Source organism: Sphaerochaeta sp. (genome assembly GCF_050256055.1).
Classification (GTDB): Bacteria; Spirochaetota; Spirochaetia; order Sphaerochaetales; family Sphaerochaetaceae; genus Sphaerochaeta.
The window spans coordinates 39,715-61,212 of the sequence record NZ_JBFWIJ010000006.1 but is presented as its reverse complement, the minus strand read 5'-3'; the positions used below and the strand labels follow the sequence as shown (position 1 = coordinate 61,212).

Sequence of the window (21,498 nt, the reverse complement as noted above, 5' to 3'; positions counted from 1 at the left end):
CTACATGGAGGCTAGGAAGGGGACACCAATCAAGGAGAATGCATTCTTGAGCACCTGCAATACCATGCTGGCCAACTCGATGCGGGAGCGGACCAAAGCAGGGGTTGCGGCCTTGAGAACCGGGTTGTCGTGGTACCAACGGGAGAAGAGCTTGGACAAGTCGTACAGATAAGTGCAGAGCAAGGAAGGATCATACTCAGCACCCGCCTTGGCCACCACCTCGGGGTACAAGGCGATCTGCTTGATCAACTCACGCTCATCAAATAGCGTCAGCAGGCTGCTGTCGAACCCGAGTTTGGCAACTTCTGCATACTCAGCCTCATACTTACGCAACATACTGGAGATTCTCGCCCCCATGTATTGCAGATACGGCCCGGTATTGCCATTGAAGGAGATGGATTCCTTCGGGTTGAAAATCATGTCTTTGGTCGGGGTGACCTGCAACAGATAATAGTTCAAAGCGCCGAGGGCGATGCTTTGGCTGGTCTTCTCGACATCATCGACCAGTTCCTCCCGTTCCTTCTCCTTGATCTCAGCCCGAGCAAGGGAGGTAAGGGTATCCACCAACTCGTCGGCATCGACGACCGTGCCTTCACGGCTCTTCATCTTGCCTTCGGGCAGATTCACCATCCCATAGGAAAGGTGATGGAGATCCTTCGCCCACTCGTATCCCAGCAATCCGAGCACATGGAACAGAACCTTGAAATGGTATTGTTGCTCACTGGCGACGACATAGATGAGAGAATCGAACGGCCAGTCCTTGTGCCGCATGATGGCAGTCCCGACATCCTGGGTCATGTACAGGCTGGTTCCGTCTTTTCGCAGAAGCACTTTCTTGTCCAGCTTGATCGATTCGAGATCGACCCATACCGAGCCATCCTCTTGCCGGTAGAACACTCCGTTTTCCAGACCTTTGAGAATTTCATCCTTTCCGTACCGATACGTCTGGGACTCATAGTAATATGCATCAAAGCTGATGCCCATCTTGGCATAGCTCTGGGCCAAGCCATCAAGGGTCCACCCATTCATCAGCTCCCAAAGGGCAATGGTCTCGGGATCCCCTGCTTCCCATTTGCGCAGCATCTCCTGCGCCTGTTCCTCAGCGGTCGGGTCTTCCTTTGCCCAAGCAGCAAACTTGACATAATAGTTCCCGACCAGATGGTCGCCTTTGATCCCGGTGGAATCCGGAGTTTCGTGGTTGCCGAACTTCTGGTAGGCGAGCATCGACTTGCAGATGTGGACACCGCGGTTGTTGATCAGGTTCACTTTCCGAACCATCGCTCCGTTGGCTTTCAGAATTGCTGCAACGCTCTCACCGAGGCTGTCGTTGCGCATATGCCCGAGATGCAACGGCTTGTTGGTATTCGGGCAACTGAATTCGATCATCACCCGTTTGTCTGACAGTGTGGCATTTGTTCCATAGCGTTCCCTCTCTCTTCCGACAACCTCGGAAAGCGAAGTGGCAAGAGAAGCTATATCAATACGGACATTCAGATAGGGACCGGCTACCAAAAGATCTCCCGAAGGACGATCATCGAGCTTCTCTATCTGGGTTTTCAGTTGCTGGGCAAGCAGGGGGGGGGCACTGCGTAAAACCTTCGCATATGCAAAGAGGGGAAACGCAATATCGCCCAGTTCCGGTTTCGGGGGAATCTGGACGGCAAGGGGAGCCAGAGGTTCCTCAATGCCCATCACTGATTTCGCATAGAGAGCCAACTGCTCTTCCACCAAGGTTTTCCATTTCTCACGCACTGCACTCAGCATAGTATATTCCTTCTTCCTGTAGATACCGACTATACAATAAATCAAACTCAGCTTTCAAGCCGAATGCTGATCTCCGCCGAACTGAGGACCTGCCTCAGCCCGTCATCGGTCTCGACTACCAAACGCGCCTGGTCGTCGATTTCCCGCGCCCACGCTCCATAGCTATTCTTCCCTTGCAGAACCTCCACCCGTTTGCCCAGGATGAGTGAGCGACTGCGGTACTCACCAAGATATGCGGCATCGGGCAATCGGAAGACCAATCCTTCCAATTCCCGTACCAATGCAGCTACCAGCACATGTGCATCGAATTGCGGGGGAAGCGAAGCAGGTCCATCAAATAAGGAAGTAGCGCTGTCGGCCAATTCAAGCGGAAAGGAAGCAAGAGGAACAGCAAGGTTGATGCCGATTCCTACCACTACCGCACTGAGTCTGGCACTTTCCACCCCAAGCACCCCTTCGGTGAGGATGCCGCAGACTTTTTTCCCATGGTAGAACAGGTCATTGACCCATTTGATCTGGCAGGTCTTGTGACAGACTTCCTCCATCGCCCGGGCAGTCGCCACCGCAGCTGAGCTGGTGATCAAACCGGCAGCCTCCAGATTGAAGGCAAGTGGCAGCAACACACTCAAATACAGACCTCCACGGGGGCTGAAGAATTGACGCCCCAGCCTCCCCCTCCCCCCGCTTTGGCTGGTCGCCACCACCAGAGCCTTTTCTCCTCCCACCTGGGTTGCCAGTACCTTGGCATACCGGTTGGTCGAATCCAGGGTATCGAATACATGGATGCGATACTCGGGAAGAAGTGCAGTAAGTTTTTCCGCCTCCAGCAAGGAAGAAAGCGAAAGCAGACGGTAGCCACGATTCGATACCCCTTCGATGGTATGGCCTTGGTCCCTGAGCACCTCGATCGCCTTCCATACGGCAGCTCGGGAGATGCCGAGCATTTTTGCCAGCTGTTGCCCCGAAGTGTATTGTTCCCGTTGTTGCTCCAGCACATGGAGCAATTGTTGTGCACTGGTCATGGGAGCGATGATATCCAAGCCCGTTTCAATTGTCAACCATTTGCATGTTTACAATACAGACTGACCCGTGGTATCGTCGCTGCATGCAGTATAAAAAATTATTACTTACGTCATTGTTCAGTGCATTGATCATCGTCGGGGCCTACATCAGGTTCCCCCTTCCACCGGTCCCCATCACCCTGCAGACACTGTTCGTCCTGCTCGCCGGCTTCCTGCTTGGCTCTAAACTTGCCATGGCAAGCACCGCCATCTATCTGCTGCTCGGATTTGCAGGACTTCCGGTATTCAGCAACGGGGGAGGATTGGGAACCTTGCTCGGGCCCACGGGAGGGTTTCTGTTCGCATTGCTTCCGGCAGCTTTTCTTTCGGGTATCGCCGGCAATTTCCGCAAAAAAACAGAACATATGCGGACATATACGCTCTTGTGCCTGCTGTTGGGATTGGCTGCCTCACTGACCGTGTATCTCATCGGCGTCCCTTTTCTCAAATACACCCGGTCGCTTCCTTGGAAAACTGCCATTGAGGTGGGAATGCTGCCATTCTTGCCTGGGGATATCCTGAAATTGCTCGTAGCCACGCAACTGGGAAGAACCTTCCACCATAGAATCGAGGAGCTGGTGGCCTGAACTCTTGCATAAAACCTTACAAGAACCGTATGGTATATACATGAAACAATGCAAAGAACAGCAATTCGATGCTTCACGCTACGTTCCCTCCTTTCTGGGAACGTTCGATAGGGTTGCCGGAAACGCCAACTTCCACGGTCTCAAACCCTTACCCCAGATGTTGGCCATCGGGGAAATCGCAAACGAATTCATTGAGCTCATGTTTCCCGGTCGCTGCGGCCGGGATCAAGCGAATTTGAGCCTTGAGGAAATTCTCGCAAAGCAGATGAGCAAGGTGTGTTCGTTGCTGGAAAGCCAGTTGCTTTTGGCATATCGATACGACAATCCAAATCTCGAGGCATGCGATGCACAGAAGAAGACCGAGCAGATCATCCAGAATTTATGCGCCTTGCTTCCCCAGATCCGGATCAGTTTGAAAATGGATGCCCGTGCTGCATTCGAAGGCGACCCGGCAGCAAAGAATCTTCGGGAAGTGGTCCTCTCCTACCCTTGCATCAAAACCTTGACCATCCACCGTATAGCCCACGAGTTGTTCAAGATGGACGTACCGCTTATTCCCCGGATGATGAATGAATACGCACACAAGGAAACCGGAATAGACATCCATCCTGGAGCGCAGATCGGGGCTTCCTTCTTTATCGATCACGGGACCGGGACGGTCATTGGAGAGACCACTGTCATCGGCAACAACGTCAAGCTGTATCAAGGAGTCACCTTGGGAGCCCTGAGTTTTCCCAAGGATGCATGTGGAGCCTTGATCAGAGGCACGAAGCGCCACCCGACCTTGGAGGACAATGTCACCATCTATTCCAATGCAACCATCCTGGGTGATATCACCATCGGGCGGAACGCCGTCATCGGCTCCAACGTGTGGATAAAGGAATCGGTGGCAGCGGATACCATGGTTGTGATTCAGGAACCGGAAATCATTTTCAGGGACTTGAAACGACGCAACGGCTAATCAGGGTTCACCAATGCGAATCTCTGGTGGTCCTCCCACTTGCCATGCAGATACAGATAGCTGTGGCATAATCCCTCAAGCGTAAACCCCAACGAAACAACCAGCGCGGTGCTCGCCTCATTGGCCGGCATGACATGGGCTTCCATACGATGGAGGCCCAATGTCTTGAAGGCGTAGCCTATGACCGATCCCACCGCCTCCTTGCCGTATCCCTGGCGTTGGAAATCATGGTCCACACTATAAGTCAATCTCCCGCAACGGATATTGCCCCAGACAATCTGGTTGATATTCACCACGGCACGGATGTGATTCTCTCCCTGCTTCGGGAAAAAGACGACGGGAAGCATACGCTTCTGGGCATACAGACTTGCATTACGGTCGCACAATTGCTCAAAAGACGCAGGAGTATAGTAGCTTTGGGGATGCTCATTCGAGAAGCGCAGGAAGGCCTCTTTGTTATGTTTTTCGTAGGCAAGCAATTGCTTGGCAAGACTGCGATCAAGCAAATAGGCTTTCAGATGGAGTGTCTCAAACAGCAGGTGCATCGACGATGAACTCCATCCTCTCGGATTGCTTGGCCAACGGACCGAAGGTCCCCTGGACAAGCATGCCTTCCCTGCCGAATGCAGGAGCATTGAGTACCTTCACCTCAAGGTAATTCCCGCTCAGACCGTACCAGTGGCCGCCCTTTCGGTTCTGCAGGATGACTTCAGCATCTTTTCCCACCTGCCGCATCCGGTACGCACGATGCAAATCCTCACTGAGTTTGCGAAGCCGCAACGCCCGTTCATCACGCACCGATTCCGGCACTCGGTCGGTTGCCTTGAACAGCGGGGTGTCGGGTCGTGGGGAGAATGGGAACACATGCAAATAGGAGAACCCCTGGTTCTGCAGGAATTGATAGGTCTGCTCGAAATCTTCGTCCGTCTCACCGGGCAATCCGGTAATGATATCTGCGGCGAGGAATGGATCATCCTTTGCTTCGCGCAACCGATCGAGTATGCGTGAGAGCTCAGCGATGGTGTAATGTCGGTCGACCCGTTTGAGAATTGCATCACTGCCGCTCTGTACGGGTATATGGAAATGGGGTTGCATCCTTCGATCCTTCAGGACGGACAGCAACCGTTCATCGATATGGTCGGGCTCCATAGAACTGAGGCGGAGTCGCATCGAGGGGGAAAGCCGTTTTAGAAGCTGCTCCAAAAGACCGCCCAAACCATCCCGTTCATGGTCATACATGGTCAGGTTGACCCCGGTGAGCATGATCTCTTGAAATCCGGCATCCTGCAAGGCAAGGGCGCGTTGGATCACGGTCGGAACGTCGAGGCTCACCGCCTTGCCGCGGGCAACATGCACCCGACAATACGCACAGGAATTGTCGCATCCATCCTGAATCTTCAAATACGCCCTGCTGTGGTAGGAGAAGGAAGCCGCCTCATAATCAAATACCGAAGCATTCCCATCACTGAAGGACCGACATCCTTCATAGGTGCTCATCCCTGAAACCAAGCTGGCTTTCATATGGGTGGCCAGTTTCAACAAATGGGCTTTCTTTTCCAAAGGAACAACGATAATCTGTTCACCGAGCTGTTTGAGCTCCTCTTCATTCACCTGGGCATAACACCCGGTGGCGAGCGTAGGCGCCGATTTGGCAAACTTGCGGATCATTCTCCGAGCCTTTTGCTCGGCTTTGCTGGTGACGGTGCACGTATTGACAATATACAGGTCTGCACTCTCCGCTTCTCCAACGATGGTGAACCCCTCCTGTGCGAATGAATCAGCGATGGCTTCGCTTTCGCACTGGTTGAGTCGACACCCCAATGTATAGACACATACGTTCAACGTCCTTCCTCCTGTTTCTTGAGAGCCTCCATGACAGTATCAAGCGCTCCCTTGAGTCCCATGCGCATCTGTTTTGCATAGGGGTTGTACCGCTGTAGATCATAGAACAGCTGCAAGGGATCGTTACAGGTTTGTTCAACCACGGTCAGCAAGGTGCGGTACCCCTTGGTGGCCAATTCAGTTTCCCCGAGTGAGAGCTCGGAAAGCGTCCTGCCGATGAAGTGCGTGATCCCTTGCGACCAGGCGGCTTCCCGATCATGCTGATCGCAACTCATAGGAAGGACCTGGAGGTTCCAGCGCTTGAATTCATCCATCCAGTACGTGAGGGTTTCCTGTGAGCAGTGGACCGGACAGATGACAAACGGCAAACCATCCAATCCATCTTTTCCCGAATCGGGTCCAAACATCGGGTGGGTGGCGATGCATTGCGTCTTAGCAGGAAGCTTCTCACGCATCAATTTAGCCGGATGGAGTTTGACTGAGCATGTATCCATCACCACGGTATCCTTTCCGATCCTGGAAGCGGTTCGGTCAAGGACTTCACCGAATGCACTGATGGAAACACAGTAGAACAGCACCGATGATGCCAACACTTCATCCTCGGTGCCAAGTCTGACTCCTTCGGGAGCGGTTTTGGCCGATCTGCCGTACCCGACGACAGAAAAACCATGCTTGGCTAATTCCTTGGCCCAGAAGGAACCGAACCGACCCAGACCATATACTCCGATGCGCTTACTCTCTTCCATGGCCGGCATTGTACTGAAAACAAAGCACCCTAGCAAGGAGTCGGCTTCAAACGTGCAGTATACAGGGTGAAAGCTCCGGCGCCCAAGGCCAATGCGAGTACGACGAATACCGAAGCCAACCCAAACAGCGTAATGCTGATGCCCAGAAGCATCGGCAGAATCATTCTACCCAAAGTCGATCCCATGGAACGTAGGTTCGCCAATTGCAGCAGATCGTTCGACCAGACCGATATCTCCAGGATCTGGCTCACTGGATTCATTGCACCTATTCCCAATCCGATGAAAAAAAGGCTGATATAGGCAGGGAGAAATGAGGGAGCAAGGACAAATCCCGTGAGACCGACAATGCACACCCCGCTCAGGGCGATGAGGATCCGATGTGCAACGAATCCGGTTTTTAACAGGGGAATAGCCAGCAGACGGGCGGCCGTACTGCCTCCATAGAGGATGCTGATTGCAAGCCCGATCTGCTTCGCTCCCGCCCCGAGTCGTTGAGACAGCAATAACAATGGATAAACCGTTGTGCAATATTCCACTGCATTCGCAAGAACCAGGAAGATGAGGTAGCGCAGGAATTGCGGATTGCCCAACAAGCTGAATCCACTTCTCAGTGTTCGGTACTGAGGCTTTTCCCATAACGCCGCTTGTGCCGGGCGGGTAGCCATGAACAGGACGGCCATCCCTACGTACCAAACGGCCATCGTCAGATATCCTTCATACCAGATATGCTGTTTCAAATAAGTTATGTACAGACCACTGAGGATGCTCCCCACACTGAAGGTGAGATGCATCAAAGGGATAGACGTCCGTTTATGCAAAGGATCGGATGCGATCAACACCAATACATTGCTGGTTCCGTACAAGTATCCACCCAGTGCGCTGACCAGGAAGAAGACGGCAAACAACAAGAAGCTTCGGCTCAAGGACATACCCAGCAGGGCGAATGCCGAAGCCAGGATGCCGACGATCAGAAGCGTGTAGGAACCCAATCTTTTTGCGATGGAGGGAAGCAACAAAAATGAGATGAGGCTTCCGATTTGTCCGAGGCTCATCAACATTCCCATCTGGGATACATTCATGGAACAGGCTATCTGGATCTCCTCAGACAAACCGCCGAACAGGCTGCTGGAAAAGGAGAGCACCATCACCATGGCAAAGAGCAAATACCTCGTCATATGAGCCGACGATACCATAGGCTTGCAAAGAAATACAGAGCCTACCCTACCTTTTCCAAGCGCATCGAACGTGGTAAACTACAACCAATTAATCAATCTTTCCTGTCAAGGAGCAGTACCATGACGTTTGCAGAAAAAATGAAGGCCCAAGCCATTGCGGCCAAGAAAAAGCTTGTCCTCGCTGAGGGCACCGAGCTGAGAACCATCCAGGCAGCCCGCAAGATCAAAGACGAACAACTCGCCACTGAAGTAATGTTGGTGGGAAATGTCGAAGCTGTAGCGAAAGCCGCCCAGTCGGTCAACACTTCCCTGGAGGGAATCACCGTGGTGGACCCCACCCAGAGTGAAGACCGCAAGAGCTTCGCTGATGAATACTATCAGCTACGCAAACATAAGGGCATGACCGAAGCAGAGGCTTATGAAGGCATCATCGATCCACTTCGCTGGGGAGCCATGATGGTTCGACTCGGAAAGGCCGATGCCATGGTCGCCGGAGCCGAGAACACCACCGGCAATGTCCTGCTTGCCGCATTCAACATCATCAAGACGAAACCCGGTATCAAATATGCTTCCTCTTGTTTCGTCATGGCTACGGACAAGACCCAGTACGGTGCCAACGGTTCCTTCATTTTTGCCGATTGCGCCACCATCCCCAACCCGACAGCCGAACAACTTGCTGAAATTGCCGAAGCCTCCGCGCTCTCTTGCAAGACGTTCCTCAATGCAGAACCGAAGGTTGCGATGCTTTCCTATTCCACCAAGGGCTCTGCAAAAGGGGAATTGGTGGACAAAGTGACCACCGCCACGGAATTACTGAAGGCAAAGCGTCCCGATCTCAGCATAGACGGGGAACTGCAGCTTGATGCAGCAATTGTTTCCAGCGTCGCAAAAAGCAAGGCTCCTGGTTCGACGGTCGCCGGAACTGCCAACACCTTGGTATTCCCCGACCTGCAGGCAGGGAACATCGGCTACAAGCTGGTACAACGCCTTGCCGGAGCCGAAGCCTACGGCCCGATTCTGCAAGGTTTCGCCAAACCGATCAGTGATCTCAGCCGTGGTTGCTCGGTGGAGGATATCGTGGTGACCAGTGCCATTACCCTCGCCCAGTCTGCAGCAAACTGATTCATCAGACAAGGGCGGGAATATCCTTCCGCCCTTGTCACTCCATTCCTGTTCCAGTACGATTGCACTGCTTCCAAGGAGAAGCGTGTTGTATGCGTTCCAAGCAAATCATCAATCTGCTCGACACTTCCCTGCCACCAAGGCGCATCATCTGGGCCCTGGCTTGGCCTACCATCCTGGAACAGATCCTTCAGGTAACGGTGACCTATGTCGATTCGGCGATGGTCGGATCCCTGGGAGCCGTAGCAACCGCGGCGATCTCGGTGCCCACTTCCACCATCTGGCTGGTCAATGGATGGATGAATGCATTCGCCATCGGATTTTCCGTACTCATGGCTCGGAATCTGGGATCGGGAAAACAGGACCGAGCCAAGTTGGTCACCAAGCAGGCATTGGTTACCTCCCTGTATTTCGGACTTGTCCTTACCGTCGGCTTTGTCATCATCAGCCGTTATCTCCCCACCTGGATCGGGGCCGAACCACAGGTGGATGTGCTGGCACAAGCGTATCTGCATTACATTGCCTTGGGATATCTTCCCAATGTGGTCATGATCCTGATCAGTACCCTGCTCAGGTGCAGCGGCGATTCCAAGACCCCGCTGTATCTGAATGGGTTGAACAATATTCTGAACATCGTACTCAACCTGTTTTTCATTTTCGACGGCGTCTCGCTTGGACCATGGAAGCTTCCCGGATTCGGGTTGGGAGTACAGGGAGCCGCCATAGCCACATCCCTATCCTGTACAGTCACCAGTATCCTGCTGTTGTTGATCCTTATACGCACCGATTCGGCGATTAGGCTCGATTTCTCCTCACCCTTCCAATATGAGACGAGCATTCAGAAACAAGCATTCCGCTTGGCTCTCCCCGTTGCGTTGGAACGTTCCACCCTCTCGTTCGGACAGATAGTCCTGACCAAGATGGTGGGTACGTTGGGCACCACCGCTCTGGCCGCCCACTTCCTGTCCAATACGGCAGAGTCGATCACGTTCCTTCCCCCTTCGGGTTTCGCTACCGCCGCCACCACCTTGGTGGCTCAATCATTGGGAGCGAACGACAAGGCGCTTGCACGGAAATTCGCCGATTCCTGTACCATTTTCGGAACAGTTCTGATGAGCCTGATGGGAGTGGTCCTGTTTGCAGGAGCACCGCAGTTGATCGGATTCTTCACCAAGGACCCAGCCGTCATCGCACTGGGAGCCACCATCCTTCGCATCGAGGCGTTCGCAGAACCGGGGTTCGGATTGTCCATGCTTGCCTTCGGGGTATTCCGTGGGGCAGGAGACACGCATCGTCCGTTTTTGATCTCACTGGCCGGCATGTGGTTGCTTCGTCTGCCGCTGGCCTACTTGCTTCTCAGGAGCACAGAACTCGGTTTGCTCGGCATCTGGATCGCCATGGCCAGCGACCTGACCCTCCGTGGACTTATCTCTCTGATACAATACCGGAGATTCACTTGGCTTGATAGCTGGAAAGAGACGCACTGAGCTTCAGAAATGCATCCCAGTCCAGAGCCTCTGCACGAGCGGAGGGATCAATTCCGGTGGAAGTGAGCAGAGCATCCACTCCCTGCTTCCCAACCACTTTCCCCGTTTTTCCGGAAAGCAGATTGTTCTTCACCGTCTTACGGCGTTGGGCGAACAAATCGCGGATCAATTGGAGGAAGTACGGACGCAATGCCTCCGAAACCAGAGGTACTTGCTTTAAGGTGAAGACCACCACGCTGCTGGTTACCTTCGGTGGCGGATAGAAAGCACCGCTGTTGATGACAAAGGCCTGACTGACTTCATAGTCTGCCTTGGCAAGCAAGGAAAAGGAAGACCAGTCCTTGCTGCCTGGGTTTGCACAGAGCCGGTCCACCACCTCTTTTTGGAGGGTGAAGACCATGATCTCAGGTCGGTAGGAACTCTCCAACAACCGGGCGATCACGACCGAACCGACGTTGTACGGCAGATTCCCGCACAATCGGTGGGGAGCACCCTCCTCTTGGAGAAATTGCGGTACGGTCTTCAACGCGTCTCCGTTAACCAAGCGGAATGAGGGTTCATCAGCGAAAGCCTGTTCTGCCAACACACGACAAAACCCGTGATCAATCTCAAATGCAGTAACCTGGGCATGTGCTGCCAGCAGCAACGTCGTGATCGAACCGATACCCGGCCCGATCTCCCACACGTTCTGAGCTTCGGTGATAGCAAGAAGGGAGACGATTCGTTCACGGACCGGATTGGACAAGAGGAAGTTCTGCCCAAATTTCTTGGTCATCGACAAGGTCTCCGTCTGGAGCAAGGTTTTGATTGCCGAGGGGGAATCGTAAGCGAATTTCCAACTCATCGTGTGCTCTCCTTCTGTCCTGCAAGGCCCGTCCAGCATAGCCAATTGCCACGACGCAGGTCAACACAACGACGAAATAGACGAGATATCCGCCCAACGAGAATGTAAGCATCAAGAGCGAGGAAAGAGAGAGGATTTTCAGCAGAAGATGATAAATCCAAGAGAGGATCATGATGCATCCAGGAACGGAAAGCAGGGAAAATACACTCAATGCCATAGCCAGATTGATCAAACCAGTCACCGGATAGGAAAAAACCAATCCCATGGGATTCCATGATCCGACCAGCAACAGGGAGGCGGGTGCGGTGCCAAGCACCGCCAGGATAGTATTCCTCCCGGCAAACTTCGGCAGGATGGTACCGGTGACAAGCAACCCATAGGCGGCATAGCTGAAGAGACAGGCAAAGCTGGAGAGTGCGGACGGAAACAAAACCAGTTGTACCATGAAAGTGGCAAGAAAAGCCTGAACTTTCCCCGTTGCCCGGTTGAGGGACAAAAGAGAGAAAAAATGCATTCCCAGCGCCCGAACCAAGGAAGGTTTCGGACCCGCCAGCACCACATAGAGAAAAGGGAGCAACGTTCCTACACGTTTTCCCCGGAAACGGCCGAAGAGCAGAGATGCAAAACTCGTACTCACCAGCAGAAAGAACTGCAAATGCATCCCCGAGAGAGCCAAGGTATGGGCACACCCGGCTGCAAGACTCAAGTCCTTGAGCAAAAATGACGACTCAGTCGTCTGTCCAAGCACCAACATGCTGATTAGGCTTTGCACCTGAGGGTCATCGGTAACCGCCCGAATCCTTCGTTCCAAATGCTCGAGTACCGAACGACGGAGCAAGCCCAGATACGTGAGGTTCAGCACCTGGACATCATCTGCAAAAAACAACGCTTGGTCCTTGGCATAGGAACCTTTCAGCCGAACTTTTGAAGATGCCACCAATACCTCATCCACCGAAAGCAAAGCGGAGGTGACCCCACGGGCTGAACAACGATTGCCCTCCTTGCTCTGGGCGGCATCCAAAGAGAGCCTGAGCACTTGTTTGTTCGATCTCGTCAACAAGGAATCTTCGACCAGCGTACCCTCAAGGAAGGAAATCCGCTGTACCGGAAAGCCGAATGAAACCTCGTTTTTCCCGACCGCCCAGCCAAGGATGCAATACGGCAGGTACAGCAACACAAAGAAAAGGATGAGACTTCGATGGGAATCGGCCGGAAGGATACGAAGCTGTACCAAAGTAATTGTTCCGAGCAACATTCCGGCAGCCAAGGGATATTGCATCACCTTGGCATCGATTTGGGCAAGGTACAACGCCACGATGCAAAAAAGCGGGAACAACATGAAGGCCCTTCTCATACCTTCTCAAGGAAAGGTTGCAAGGCTTTTGCTTCAATTACTGTTGGAGCAAGGCTACGGTGCAACTGAGCAAGGCAAGATCGATTTGGTCTTGTGCACTCAAATGGAACAGCTTGGCAGCCAGTTTCTCATCAGGTTTTTGGTGAGCTCTCAGCTCGACGATGCGATGGGCACTATGGAGAAGTTGTTTGTCATGCAGGGTAAGATCCTGGACAAGCATGGCCCGAATTTCCACCAGATTCTCGCCGAGTTGTGACGCAAAATCCGGCTTCACCGCCTCCGGTTCCACCAAACACAGCGAATTGCATACCTGTAGCGGATCCAATTGTCCAATCTCGTCCAAGTACTGCTCCAAGCTGAACAAACCCTCCTCAATGACTTCCTCACGCTCCGAAGCCCGAAGCTTGAGCTCATATCGCCTCCGCTGGGCAACCGAGGACCGGGTATCACGCTTGGACAAGAACGTCCAACAGAAAATCGTCAGGGCTGAGCTGATTACCAATTCGTCCAGCATGGGGATGGGGTCACGGATGACCAGCGAAAAGAAGAAATAGGCGACCGTGAAAACTACGGCACAGACAAGCAGGCGGGGCACGTACTGCTTGTTCTGGATCCAGCGGTCAACGCTGAAATCAATCGCCGCATAGAGGGAGTAGCTGACCTCATCCCGCTGGTTCTTGGTAAGCATGCCGCTGGATTTTAGCACCACCTGCTCGTCTTCCGCGTAATTGGCCACCCGCTCCGTATCGAGGTAAGGACTGAGACAGAGACTGCTCTTCTTATGTCGTTGCAGGATATAACAGGTAATCAAGAGAGCGCCGCCTTATACCGTTCAATCCGTTGCCCCAGAGATGCTTCCAGCGCCTTCCTTCCGGCCTTGTCCGCCGTAAAGAAGAGGTAGTATTTTATCTTCGGCTCGGTACCACTCGGCCTGATCACCAGTTTGTCACCTCCCTGGAAGTGGAAAATCAACACATCGGAAGGAGGAAAATCGGTCTGCCTGCCATCCTGCAAATCCTGAACTGCTGTAATGGTGTTGCCTGCCAAGGAGTCAGAGGCGGAAAGCTTCCTCAGATTTGTCATGATGGTGGCCATTTTCTCTTTTCCACTGGATCCTTCATACTCCTTGGAGAATACCGCTTCGGTGCTATAGCCCCACGTTTCATAGATCTGCTCCAACCGTTGCTGTAGTGTGATACCTTGCTTGGACCAATAACTCATCATCTCCACGCTCGCCAGGGCACTGCTGATCGCATCCTTGTCGCGGACCTGTGCAACCGTCAAGAAACCATAGCTTTCCTCGCATCCAAACAGGAAATATTCATGCTCACCTTTCGGCCCTTCAAGATCTGCAATCTGCTCGGCAATGTACTTGAAGCCGGTCAAGACATCCTTGCACCGTCCACCCTGTCCTTCTGTGATCCGCTTCACCAAATCGGTGGTAACCAAACTCTTGACCACCAACGGACGTTTGCCGGTTGGTTTGTCCGTATGCGCATTCATCAGGTAATCGGTCAGAAGTGTGGCTATCTGGTTCCCTGTCAACAATCGGTAATCCTGCTTTGTTTCCGAGGAGGGAATGGCGATACCCAGTCGGTCGGCATCGGGATCGGTACCCAGGACAATGTCGGCCTTTTCCTGCTTTGCCAACTCGATGGCCATCTTCATCGCATTCGGATGTTCCGGATTGGGAAGCTCTACGGTAGGAAAATCCCCGTCGGGTTCCTGCTGTTGCTTCACCACGACGCATTTGATGCCCACTTGGGCAAGCAAATGCTGGACAGGTACATTCCCTGATCCATGCAACGGCGTATAGGCAACGGTGATCGTGCTATTCTGCACCAAGGCCGGTCGGCGCAAACTTCCCAGTGCAGTATGATAATATGCCTCATCCACTTTATCGGGAACCGGGACCAAAAGCCCCTTGTCCCGGGCACTCTGTTCGCTGAGTTCCTTGATGTTCTCCGGCTTCACGGCATTGGCCCGCTCGGCGATGCTGTAGTCATGCGGAGGAGTCACCTGCCCTCCGTCACGCCAATACACTTTGTACCCGTTGTATTGTTTCGGGTTATGGCTTGCCGTTATCACGATGCCGGCCGTCGTCTGCAAGTACCGTACGGCAAAACTGAGCATTGGGACCGGATGCAAGGTGGAGTACAGGAATACGGAGACTCCATTGGCGGCAAGGGTCAAGGCGGCTTCCTTGGCGAACAGGTCGCTGTAATGGCGACTGTCATAGGCAATGACCACCGAAGGGTTCTTCGATTCATCCTTCAGGTATTCACTCAATCCTTGGGTCACCTTGCGAACCATATAGCTGTTCATCCGGTTCGTTCCACCGCCGATGACACCCCGCATACCTGCGGTTCCGAATGCAAGACTAGTATAAAACCTATCATACAAGGCTTCCCAGGAGCCTGCCTCAAGCTCCTGCTCCACATCCTGACGGAAGACCTGCTGGCGTTCAGCCTTCAGATAGGCCTCAGCTTTGTTTCGAAGATCCTTTTCGTTGTAAGCCATAGATTGCATCCTCCAACGCTTGCACAGTATCGACAACCACCGCCCCGGGAAGGGCTTGCAGTTCTTCCTTCGGTCTAAATCCCCAACTTACCAACCGATGTGGGCATCCGGCATTCTGCGCAGTTTGCCAATCAACCTCACTATCCCCGACAAACAGCAGCTCTTGGGGAGAGAGGCGAAACCGAGTACAAAACGAATCGATCGCAGACCGGTCAGGTTTTCGGGGAACATCACTGCGTAGTCCCTGCACCCATGCAAAGGATGTGGAAGGGAACAACGTACGTACAATGCTCTGGGTCAAGCCATCCTCCTTGTTGGAGAGGATCCCTATCAGCAGAGTATCATCGGCCAAACGCTGAAGCAAGTCCATAATCCCCTCGTAAGGACGGCTCTTGTCGGCATAATGCACCCGGTAATACGCCATCATTGTTCCCAACAGTGTTTCAAATCGGGCAGGGCTGACGGTATGACCAAAATTGGCCAAAACACCACGTAGCGAGTTGGGAAGCCCGTTTCCCACTACCTTTCGCACAAGCTCCTCTTCGGGAGCCGGTAGGTTTTCCCGCTGCAGTGCAGAAGCGAGAGCACTTTGGATATCCCCAATCGTATCTACCAACGTTCCATCAAGATCGAACACTACCGCTTTGAAGTCTGGCATATGCATGGCCCCATTATTAAGCAGGGGACGGTGGTACGTCAACAAACGTTTTGACAAAACAAGACGCTTCGGCTACTGTGTAGCCATGCAAATAATTACGATCAAAGACGGTAAAGAGAAGCAGTTGCTACGTCATCATCCGTGGGTTTTCTCAGGCGCCTTGGAAAACAAGGCCTCCCTTCTGTCCACCGGTCTGAGCCGGGTGGAGACGAAGCAAGGCTCCTTCATCGCATGGGGATGGTATGACCAGGAGAGTCACATCCCTCTTCGCCTGCTCAGTTGGAATGAGGATCAGCTCATCAATGATCTTTGGTGGAAACAGACCATCAAGGAAAGCATCCAGCGTCGATCTGTGTTCTTTGAGGACAAAGCAAGCAATACCACCACCTTTCGCATCATTTTCGGTGAGGCGGATATGCTTCCCGGATTGGTCGTCGATGTCTACGGAACCATGCTCAGGGTGGTGATCAGCGCTCGTGTGGCTTGGGATCATCGTGATTTGATCGTATCAACCCTCGATGCATTGCTCAAACCGGCGATGATCCTGCTTTCCACCGACAGCGCGTTCTGCGGCATCGAACACCTTGCCGAAACCGTGTTGTATTATCAGGATGGTGCATATTTCACCCCGTCAAAACGCTTGGACAGCATTCGCTTCCGCGAGGATGGACTGGTCTATGAGGTGGTCCCCGGTAAAGGACAGAAAAGCGGATTCTATTGTGACCAACGGGAGAACCGAAAGGCAATCGAAGCGTATGCCAAGGATTCGGTGGTGCTGGATGGCTGCAGCTATACCGGAGCATTCAGTCTCCATGCCCTACGTGCAGGAGCGAAACAAGTCGATTTGTTCGATTCCAGTGAACCCGCGCTCAAACAGGCGTTGCGTCACATCCATCTCAACCAGGAATTAGGTGTCATCCCTGATACAAGCAGGGAAAAGGTCACCACCACGGTTTGTGACATATTCGAGCAGATGCGCATCATTCCTGCAGACTACTATGATCTGATGATCCTGGACCCCCCAAAGCTTGCCCAGACCAAAGCTCAGGCTGAAAATGCGATGAAAGCATACAAGGATCTGAATCGGCTGGCCATGCAGAAAATCAAACAGGGGGGAATCATTGCCACCTTTTCCTGCAGCGGAGCGATCAGCAGCGAACAACTGCGCATGGTACTCGCCTGGAGTGCAAAGGATGCAAATGTGGAAATCCAGATCCTGAGAATTCTCGGGCAGGGAGAAGATCATCCGATCCGCATTTCTTTCCCTGAATCCGAATACCTGAATGGATTCATCATCAGGGTATTGCGCTAACTTGCCATTGGATTGGGCGTATCGTCCGGGTTGGAGTCATCCAACCCGAGCATATTCGCCAGAAACCGCAATTGATCGAGCAGGGAATCCACCATTTCAGATAGATACCCCACCTCCCCTTCATGGTCATCGAGCGAACGCAAGGCATAGGAATAATCCTGCATGACCGGAACATCCTCGTCGAAGGTCAGAGAGAGGGGCATGGTATGCTCGGTGTTGTAACGGCACCGTCGGAATACCGCCTTTCCATTCTTATCCTGATTGGCACATGCGCCGAAGAGGCGACAAATCAACGGCCGGGCCGGATAGACCTGACAATGATACGGACTGTCAAAGCGATACAGCGGACAAGGGCCTTCATGATTATCCACATTTTGGCGCACCTGTTCGAGCAGCTGCGAATCCTTCTTGACAAACAAGAGGTAGGCTGCGACAAGACGTGCCTCACTGGTGGTGATATCAGGCATGAAATGCTCACAACATGTTCCACACCCCTGAGCGCAGGCAATGTTGAATTGCTTGCAGAACGAAGCGGTCTGTTCTTCTATCTGGGAATACAAGGAAAACAAGTCGGTCATTGACTGACCGGCATACGTTCCGTCAAAGGCGGCGATGAGTTGCGCAATGCTGTCCATCTGGGGTGTGTGCTCCGAATAGCGCTGATAGTAGCACTGAGGCACATCGCGAATCAATCGGGGAGTGCCCGCTTTTTTCGTTTTTTCCGTTGTTTCTCCCGATCCATCTCACGGGAACCGGAAACCGAGCGTTGGACCAAACGAGCGTTTCTACGATCCGAGAGCATCCAACCTCCGATAAAGGCGCTGATACCACAGAACGTCAATACACCCATCCAGGCAAAACTGTTGTGCATGAATGGCAATTCCACATTCATCCCGTAAAATCCGGTAACGAACGTCGGGAACATGATACTGATGGAGATGATGGTGAGTCGTTTCATGATGACGTTCATGTTGTTGCTGATGACCGAAGCAAATGCATCCATCGTTCCGGTGAGGATCGAGGAATAGATATTGGCCATTTCGATTGCCTGCTTGTTGTCAGTGATCACATCTTCCAGAAAATCACGCTCTTCTTCACTTGCAAGCTTGAAATAGGGAGTCCTCTGCAACCGCTCGAGCAACGCTTCGTTTGTGGTCAGGCTGGTCGAGAAATACACCAAGGATTTTTGGATCTGCAAGAGTTGGATCAATTCATAATTCATAATGCTCTTATGCAGTTGCTCCTCAACCTGCGATTTCTGCCGGTTGATGTACTTGAGCAGACGGATGTAGACCATAACCGCGCGGCCAAGGATGCTGATCACAAACCCTTCCATCGTCTGTACGGGATATTGGCGGTATCGATTCTTGGCAAAATCTTCCAAGACGATACTGTTGCTCTGGCAAATGGTGATGACTGTATCGCGTACCAAGACGATGCCCAGAGGAACGGCATATTGGTTGATTCCCTTGCTGTCATCGGCCAGCGCGGGTAGACGCACTATCAAGGCGATGTAATCATCCTCTCGCTCGATGCGTGCCTGCTCGTCCTGGTCCATGATATCCGCGAGCAATTCGCTGGAAATCTGGTATTGTTCCTCGAGTTGGGTGATGTCATCCCGATTAATATCTCGGGCATCGACCCAAGTGTAAGGAGCCTCCTGGATTTGATCTCCTGGATTCTGGCTCATCAGATTCTTTCTGATTGTGATCATACTTCCTCCATTGCGGGTGAAACGTGCTTCCAAGTTCACTCTGGAGGATCGATGTACGAACCTACGGACGGAACAAGGAGGACGCCAATTCTGATATACTAGGCAGAGGTGTTATACTGCCACCATCGTCTACTGTAGACATTGGTTCCTCCTCATGACGGGAAATAGCCTGCACAGCTGGCAAGCTCGGCCTCATACTAACATAACCGCATAAGAAGAATAAAGGGGGAATCCGGTTATTTTCACCCTTTTCGAACAAAGCCAAACAGCCTATACTCCCCACAAGGAGGAAATACATGTTTAATCGTGAAGAAGCAGAGAAATTACTGCGTAAGTACAATACCAATGAAGCGCTCATCTACCATGCATATTGTGTGGAAGAAACAATGAGACGATTTGCCAGGGAATATGATCATGACGAGACGTACTGGTCGCTTGTAGGCCTTTTGCATGACATCGACTGGGGGATGTTTCCCGAGCAGCATTGCAAGAAAGCTCCCGAGTTGCTTGCAGAAATCGGAGCCGACGAATCGTTCATCCACGCTGTATGCAGTCATGGATGGGGTTTGGTCACCGACGTAGAACCGGTATCTTTCATGGAAAAAGTCCTCTATACCATCGATGAACTGACCGGACTCGTCTATGCCACTGCTCTTATGCGGCCGGAGAAGATGCAGGGAATGACCGTCAAATCCGTTAAGAAAAAATGGTCCTCCAAAGGGTTTGCAGCCGGAGTCAACCGTGAGATCATCGCCCAGGGAGCTCAGATGCTCGACCTTCCCTTGGAGCACATCATCAGCCTGACCATAGAAGCCATGACCGAGGCAAGCGGAAAAATCGGTCTTTAGGAGAGCGGCATCTGTTCGATACGAACGATGCCTCCTTTGTTCAGAACCACCGTATAGTGACTGTATAGATCGAGTTCTTCTTTCTTCGAATATTCGCGAAGCACAAGATGCAGATGATAGACCCGTTCGCTGTTGAGCTGATCCAGCTCATCGACGTTCGGGTCCATGCGGAACAGCACATCGTTCGGATCATCCATTTCCTTGAGAAAGTCATCCAAACGGATTCGGGTTACCAGGGTGAAGTTGTTTTCCCTTGGAAACTGATCACGATCCAGACCATGCTTGGTCAGCGGATGCATCTCCAGGTTACGGATGTAATGGATGACATCCTCCTTCGGGAGCATATCCTGGAAGGGATTGCTCTTATCCTTGCGTATCTCCTTCACCTTCGCAGGAAGACCTTCTACATCCTCAAACTTCAAACGGATCCTGCTGGAGCAAATCTTGCGATTGGTCTTGGGAGAAAGGAATGAGGAAATCTCATCGGCCATCATCTTGGGGAGAACCGCCTTGAAGAACAGACGCAGCCATTCCTTGATGCGGTCCTTGAAAACATACCCGATGATGACGATCAACGCCCATTGCAAGCTGTTCTTGATGAATGTCGTTTCAGCAAAGACAGCGGTGAGCGTAGCGAATGCCATCGCCACCCCGGCAGCGGTTCCTGCTAAAATTTCACTCACCCGTTTGGGCCAGCGGGAAACATCCGGTACCAGATACAAAGAAGACTGGGTCCATTTCTTCAAGACCGCCTTACGGTACTGTACCGCCTCGGCGTTGTTGCTGCCGCTCGGATATCCTTGACGTTTACGGTATTCAACCTCTTCGCGGGAGAGGGTAAGCAACGAGGAAAGAGTCTTGGCCATCTCGTTTTGCAATGAAGTGCTGGTCATATACAAGTCGATGGCTTGCTTTTCACACAGCAGGCTGACCGCCTCATCGGACCACTGGAAAGCCAAGACGATCCGGTTCTCAGCTGAAAACCGATTCTCGAGCTCATGCATGAGCATACGAAGTGTAGCCAACAGTTTTCTGCTGTTTGCCTGCCAAGCCTCCAAGGTATTGCTCAAGTCGGAATGCATGCCCAACTTCACCATATCCTTGCAATCCTGCAGGCAGGCTTTGTTTTCATGCCGGGTGGAATTCACGATTGATTGCAACTCATGGATGACGTTGCGTTCCGGAACACTTGCCCCATCCCTAGCTAGGTCGGTTGCATACCGCTTGAGCAGGGTCAGAGGACTGATTTGGTTATGCTCATCCAGCAATTCTTCCAAGGTGATTTCCGGTGATGAATACCTCCCGTGGCTTTGGAATTTGGTGAGCAGCCGATCTTCGGTATAGGTGCTCCGATTCACATACAACTGAGGAGGAGAAAACAGATAATAATGGAGTTCCCGTTCATAGCGCTGGGTCTCAGGAATAGGGAGAATGAGCTTCGTCTCCAGATGTCTGCTCGAATGTTTGCGAAGATCTATCACATACCCCTCCCGGTTGCACTAG

20 protein-coding genes are annotated in these 21,498 nt (G+C 52.4%); 6 read left to right on the top strand and 14 right to left on the bottom strand.

Annotation, left to right across the window (positions count from 1 at the left end; all coding sequences use genetic code 11):
* Together argS and AB7C91_RS03840 are read right to left on the bottom strand one after the other, a co-directional pair.
* On the bottom strand, positions 1-1,764 hold the full coding sequence (gene argS, locus AB7C91_RS03845) for an arginine--tRNA ligase (RefSeq protein ID WP_332446887.1): 1,764 nt from the start codon (positions 1,762-1,764) through the stop codon (positions 1-3).
* Between the two features lie 47 nt (positions 1,765-1,811).
* The gene (locus AB7C91_RS03840) at positions 1,812-2,786 is read right to left on the bottom strand and encodes a biotin--[acetyl-CoA-carboxylase] ligase (RefSeq protein WP_428589344.1); all 975 of its coding nucleotides are present in this window, start codon (positions 2,784-2,786) and stop codon (positions 1,812-1,814) included.
* Between the two features lie 83 nt (positions 2,787-2,869).
* Between AB7C91_RS03840 and AB7C91_RS03835 the strand changes: the two genes are divergently transcribed.
* Both AB7C91_RS03835 and epsC read left to right on the top strand, forming a co-directional pair.
* Positions 2,870-3,412, top strand: coding sequence for a biotin transporter BioY (locus AB7C91_RS03835; RefSeq protein ID WP_332446889.1), 543 nt, complete (start codon positions 2,870-2,872; stop codon positions 3,410-3,412).
* A gap of 40 nt (positions 3,413-3,452) precedes the next feature.
* Positions 3,453-4,373, top strand: coding sequence for a serine O-acetyltransferase EpsC (epsC, locus tag AB7C91_RS03830; protein ID WP_332446890.1), 921 nt, complete (start codon positions 3,453-3,455; stop codon positions 4,371-4,373).
* Here the strand turns inward: epsC and AB7C91_RS03825 are convergent.
* From AB7C91_RS03825 to AB7C91_RS03810, 4 genes are read right to left on the bottom strand one after another with little or no spacing between them, the layout of a single operon-like run.
* Positions 4,370-4,918 carry a GNAT family protein gene (locus AB7C91_RS03825; protein WP_332446891.1) on the bottom strand — a complete coding sequence of 183 codons (549 nt, stop codon included), beginning with the start codon at positions 4,916-4,918 and terminating at the stop codon, positions 4,370-4,372. The two genes, epsC and AB7C91_RS03825, sit on opposite strands and share 4 nt — an antisense overlap.
* Positions 4,902-6,215 (bottom strand): tRNA (N(6)-L-threonylcarbamoyladenosine(37)-C(2))-methylthiotransferase MtaB, encoded by a 1,314-nt coding sequence (mtaB, locus tag AB7C91_RS03820; protein WP_428589339.1) that lies wholly within the window; start codon positions 6,213-6,215, stop codon positions 4,902-4,904. The genes AB7C91_RS03825 and mtaB overlap by 17 nt, the downstream gene beginning before the upstream one ends.
* Positions 6,212-6,961, bottom strand: coding sequence for a prephenate dehydrogenase/arogenate dehydrogenase family protein (locus tag AB7C91_RS03815; RefSeq protein ID WP_332446893.1), 750 nt, complete (start codon positions 6,959-6,961; stop codon positions 6,212-6,214). The genes mtaB and AB7C91_RS03815 overlap by 4 nt, the downstream gene beginning before the upstream one ends.
* Positions 6,962-6,990: 29 nt before the next feature.
* Positions 6,991-8,136 (bottom strand): MFS transporter, encoded by a 1,146-nt coding sequence (locus AB7C91_RS03810; protein WP_332446894.1) that lies wholly within the window; start codon positions 8,134-8,136, stop codon positions 6,991-6,993.
* A 120-nt stretch (positions 8,137-8,256) separates the two neighbouring features.
* Between AB7C91_RS03810 and pta the strand changes: the two genes are divergently transcribed.
* The gene (gene pta / locus AB7C91_RS03805; protein WP_332446895.1) at positions 8,257-9,258 is read left to right on the top strand and encodes a phosphate acetyltransferase; all 1,002 of its coding nucleotides are present in this window, start codon (positions 8,257-8,259) and stop codon (positions 9,256-9,258) included.
* A 92-nt stretch (positions 9,259-9,350) separates the two neighbouring features.
* Entirely contained in the window at positions 9,351-10,745 is a 1,395-nt protein-coding gene (locus AB7C91_RS03800; protein WP_332446896.1) for an MATE family efflux transporter, read from the top strand.
* Here the strand turns inward: AB7C91_RS03800 and rsmA are convergent.
* Genes rsmA through AB7C91_RS03775 form a run of 5 tightly spaced genes read right to left on the bottom strand, consistent with a single transcriptional unit; the run spans position 10,711 to position 16,127 of the window.
* On the bottom strand, positions 10,711-11,520 hold the full coding sequence (rsmA, locus tag AB7C91_RS03795; RefSeq protein WP_428589334.1) for a 16S rRNA (adenine(1518)-N(6)/adenine(1519)-N(6))-dimethyltransferase RsmA: 810 nt from the start codon (positions 11,518-11,520) through the stop codon (positions 10,711-10,713). The genes AB7C91_RS03800 and rsmA overlap by 35 nt on opposite strands.
* Positions 11,471-12,928: a ComEC/Rec2 family competence protein gene (locus AB7C91_RS03790; protein ID WP_332446898.1), complete on the bottom strand. Its 1,458-nt coding sequence runs from the start codon at positions 12,926-12,928 to the stop codon at positions 11,471-11,473. The genes rsmA and AB7C91_RS03790 overlap by 50 nt, the downstream gene beginning before the upstream one ends.
* A 52-nt stretch (positions 12,929-12,980) precedes the next feature.
* Positions 12,981-13,754, bottom strand: a complete 774-nt coding sequence (locus tag AB7C91_RS03785; protein WP_332446899.1) for a hypothetical protein — start codon at positions 13,752-13,754, stop codon at positions 12,981-12,983.
* Positions 13,751-15,463, bottom strand: coding sequence for a phospho-sugar mutase (locus tag AB7C91_RS03780; protein ID WP_332446900.1), 1,713 nt, complete (start codon positions 15,461-15,463; stop codon positions 13,751-13,753). Before AB7C91_RS03780 ends, AB7C91_RS03785 begins: the two co-directional genes overlap by 4 nt.
* Positions 15,426-16,127, bottom strand: coding sequence for an HAD-IA family hydrolase (locus AB7C91_RS03775; RefSeq protein ID WP_332446901.1), 702 nt, complete (start codon positions 16,125-16,127; stop codon positions 15,426-15,428). The genes AB7C91_RS03780 and AB7C91_RS03775 overlap by 38 nt, the downstream gene beginning before the upstream one ends.
* Positions 16,128-16,206: 79 nt before the next feature.
* Here AB7C91_RS03775 and AB7C91_RS03770 point away from each other — a divergent pair, with 79 nt between their 5' ends.
* Complete coding sequence (locus AB7C91_RS03770; RefSeq protein ID WP_428589329.1) at positions 16,207-17,433, top strand: class I SAM-dependent rRNA methyltransferase; 1,227 nt, start codon at positions 16,207-16,209, stop codon at positions 17,431-17,433.
* On the opposite strand, the gene AB7C91_RS03765 is transcribed toward AB7C91_RS03770, so the two are convergent.
* Together AB7C91_RS03765 and AB7C91_RS03760 are read right to left on the bottom strand one after the other, a co-directional pair.
* Positions 17,430-18,068 carry a YkgJ family cysteine cluster protein gene (locus tag AB7C91_RS03765; RefSeq protein WP_332446903.1) on the bottom strand — a complete coding sequence of 213 codons (639 nt, stop codon included), beginning with the start codon at positions 18,066-18,068 and terminating at the stop codon, positions 17,430-17,432. The two genes, AB7C91_RS03770 and AB7C91_RS03765, sit on opposite strands and share 4 nt — an antisense overlap.
* A 53-nt stretch (positions 18,069-18,121) precedes the next feature.
* Complete coding sequence (locus AB7C91_RS03760; protein WP_332446904.1) at positions 18,122-19,147, bottom strand: magnesium transporter CorA family protein; 1,026 nt, start codon at positions 19,145-19,147, stop codon at positions 18,122-18,124.
* 296 nt (positions 19,148-19,443) lie between these two features.
* On the opposite strand from AB7C91_RS03760, the gene AB7C91_RS03755 reads away from it, so the two are divergent.
* Entirely contained in the window at positions 19,444-19,995 is a 552-nt protein-coding gene (locus AB7C91_RS03755; RefSeq protein ID WP_428589325.1) for a hydrolase, read from the top strand.
* Here the strand turns inward: AB7C91_RS03755 and AB7C91_RS03750 are convergent.
* Positions 19,992-21,476 (bottom strand): hypothetical protein, encoded by a 1,485-nt coding sequence (locus AB7C91_RS03750; RefSeq protein ID WP_332446906.1) that lies wholly within the window; start codon positions 21,474-21,476, stop codon positions 19,992-19,994. The two genes, AB7C91_RS03755 and AB7C91_RS03750, sit on opposite strands and share 4 nt — an antisense overlap.
* Positions 21,477-21,498 lie beyond the last annotated feature (22 nt).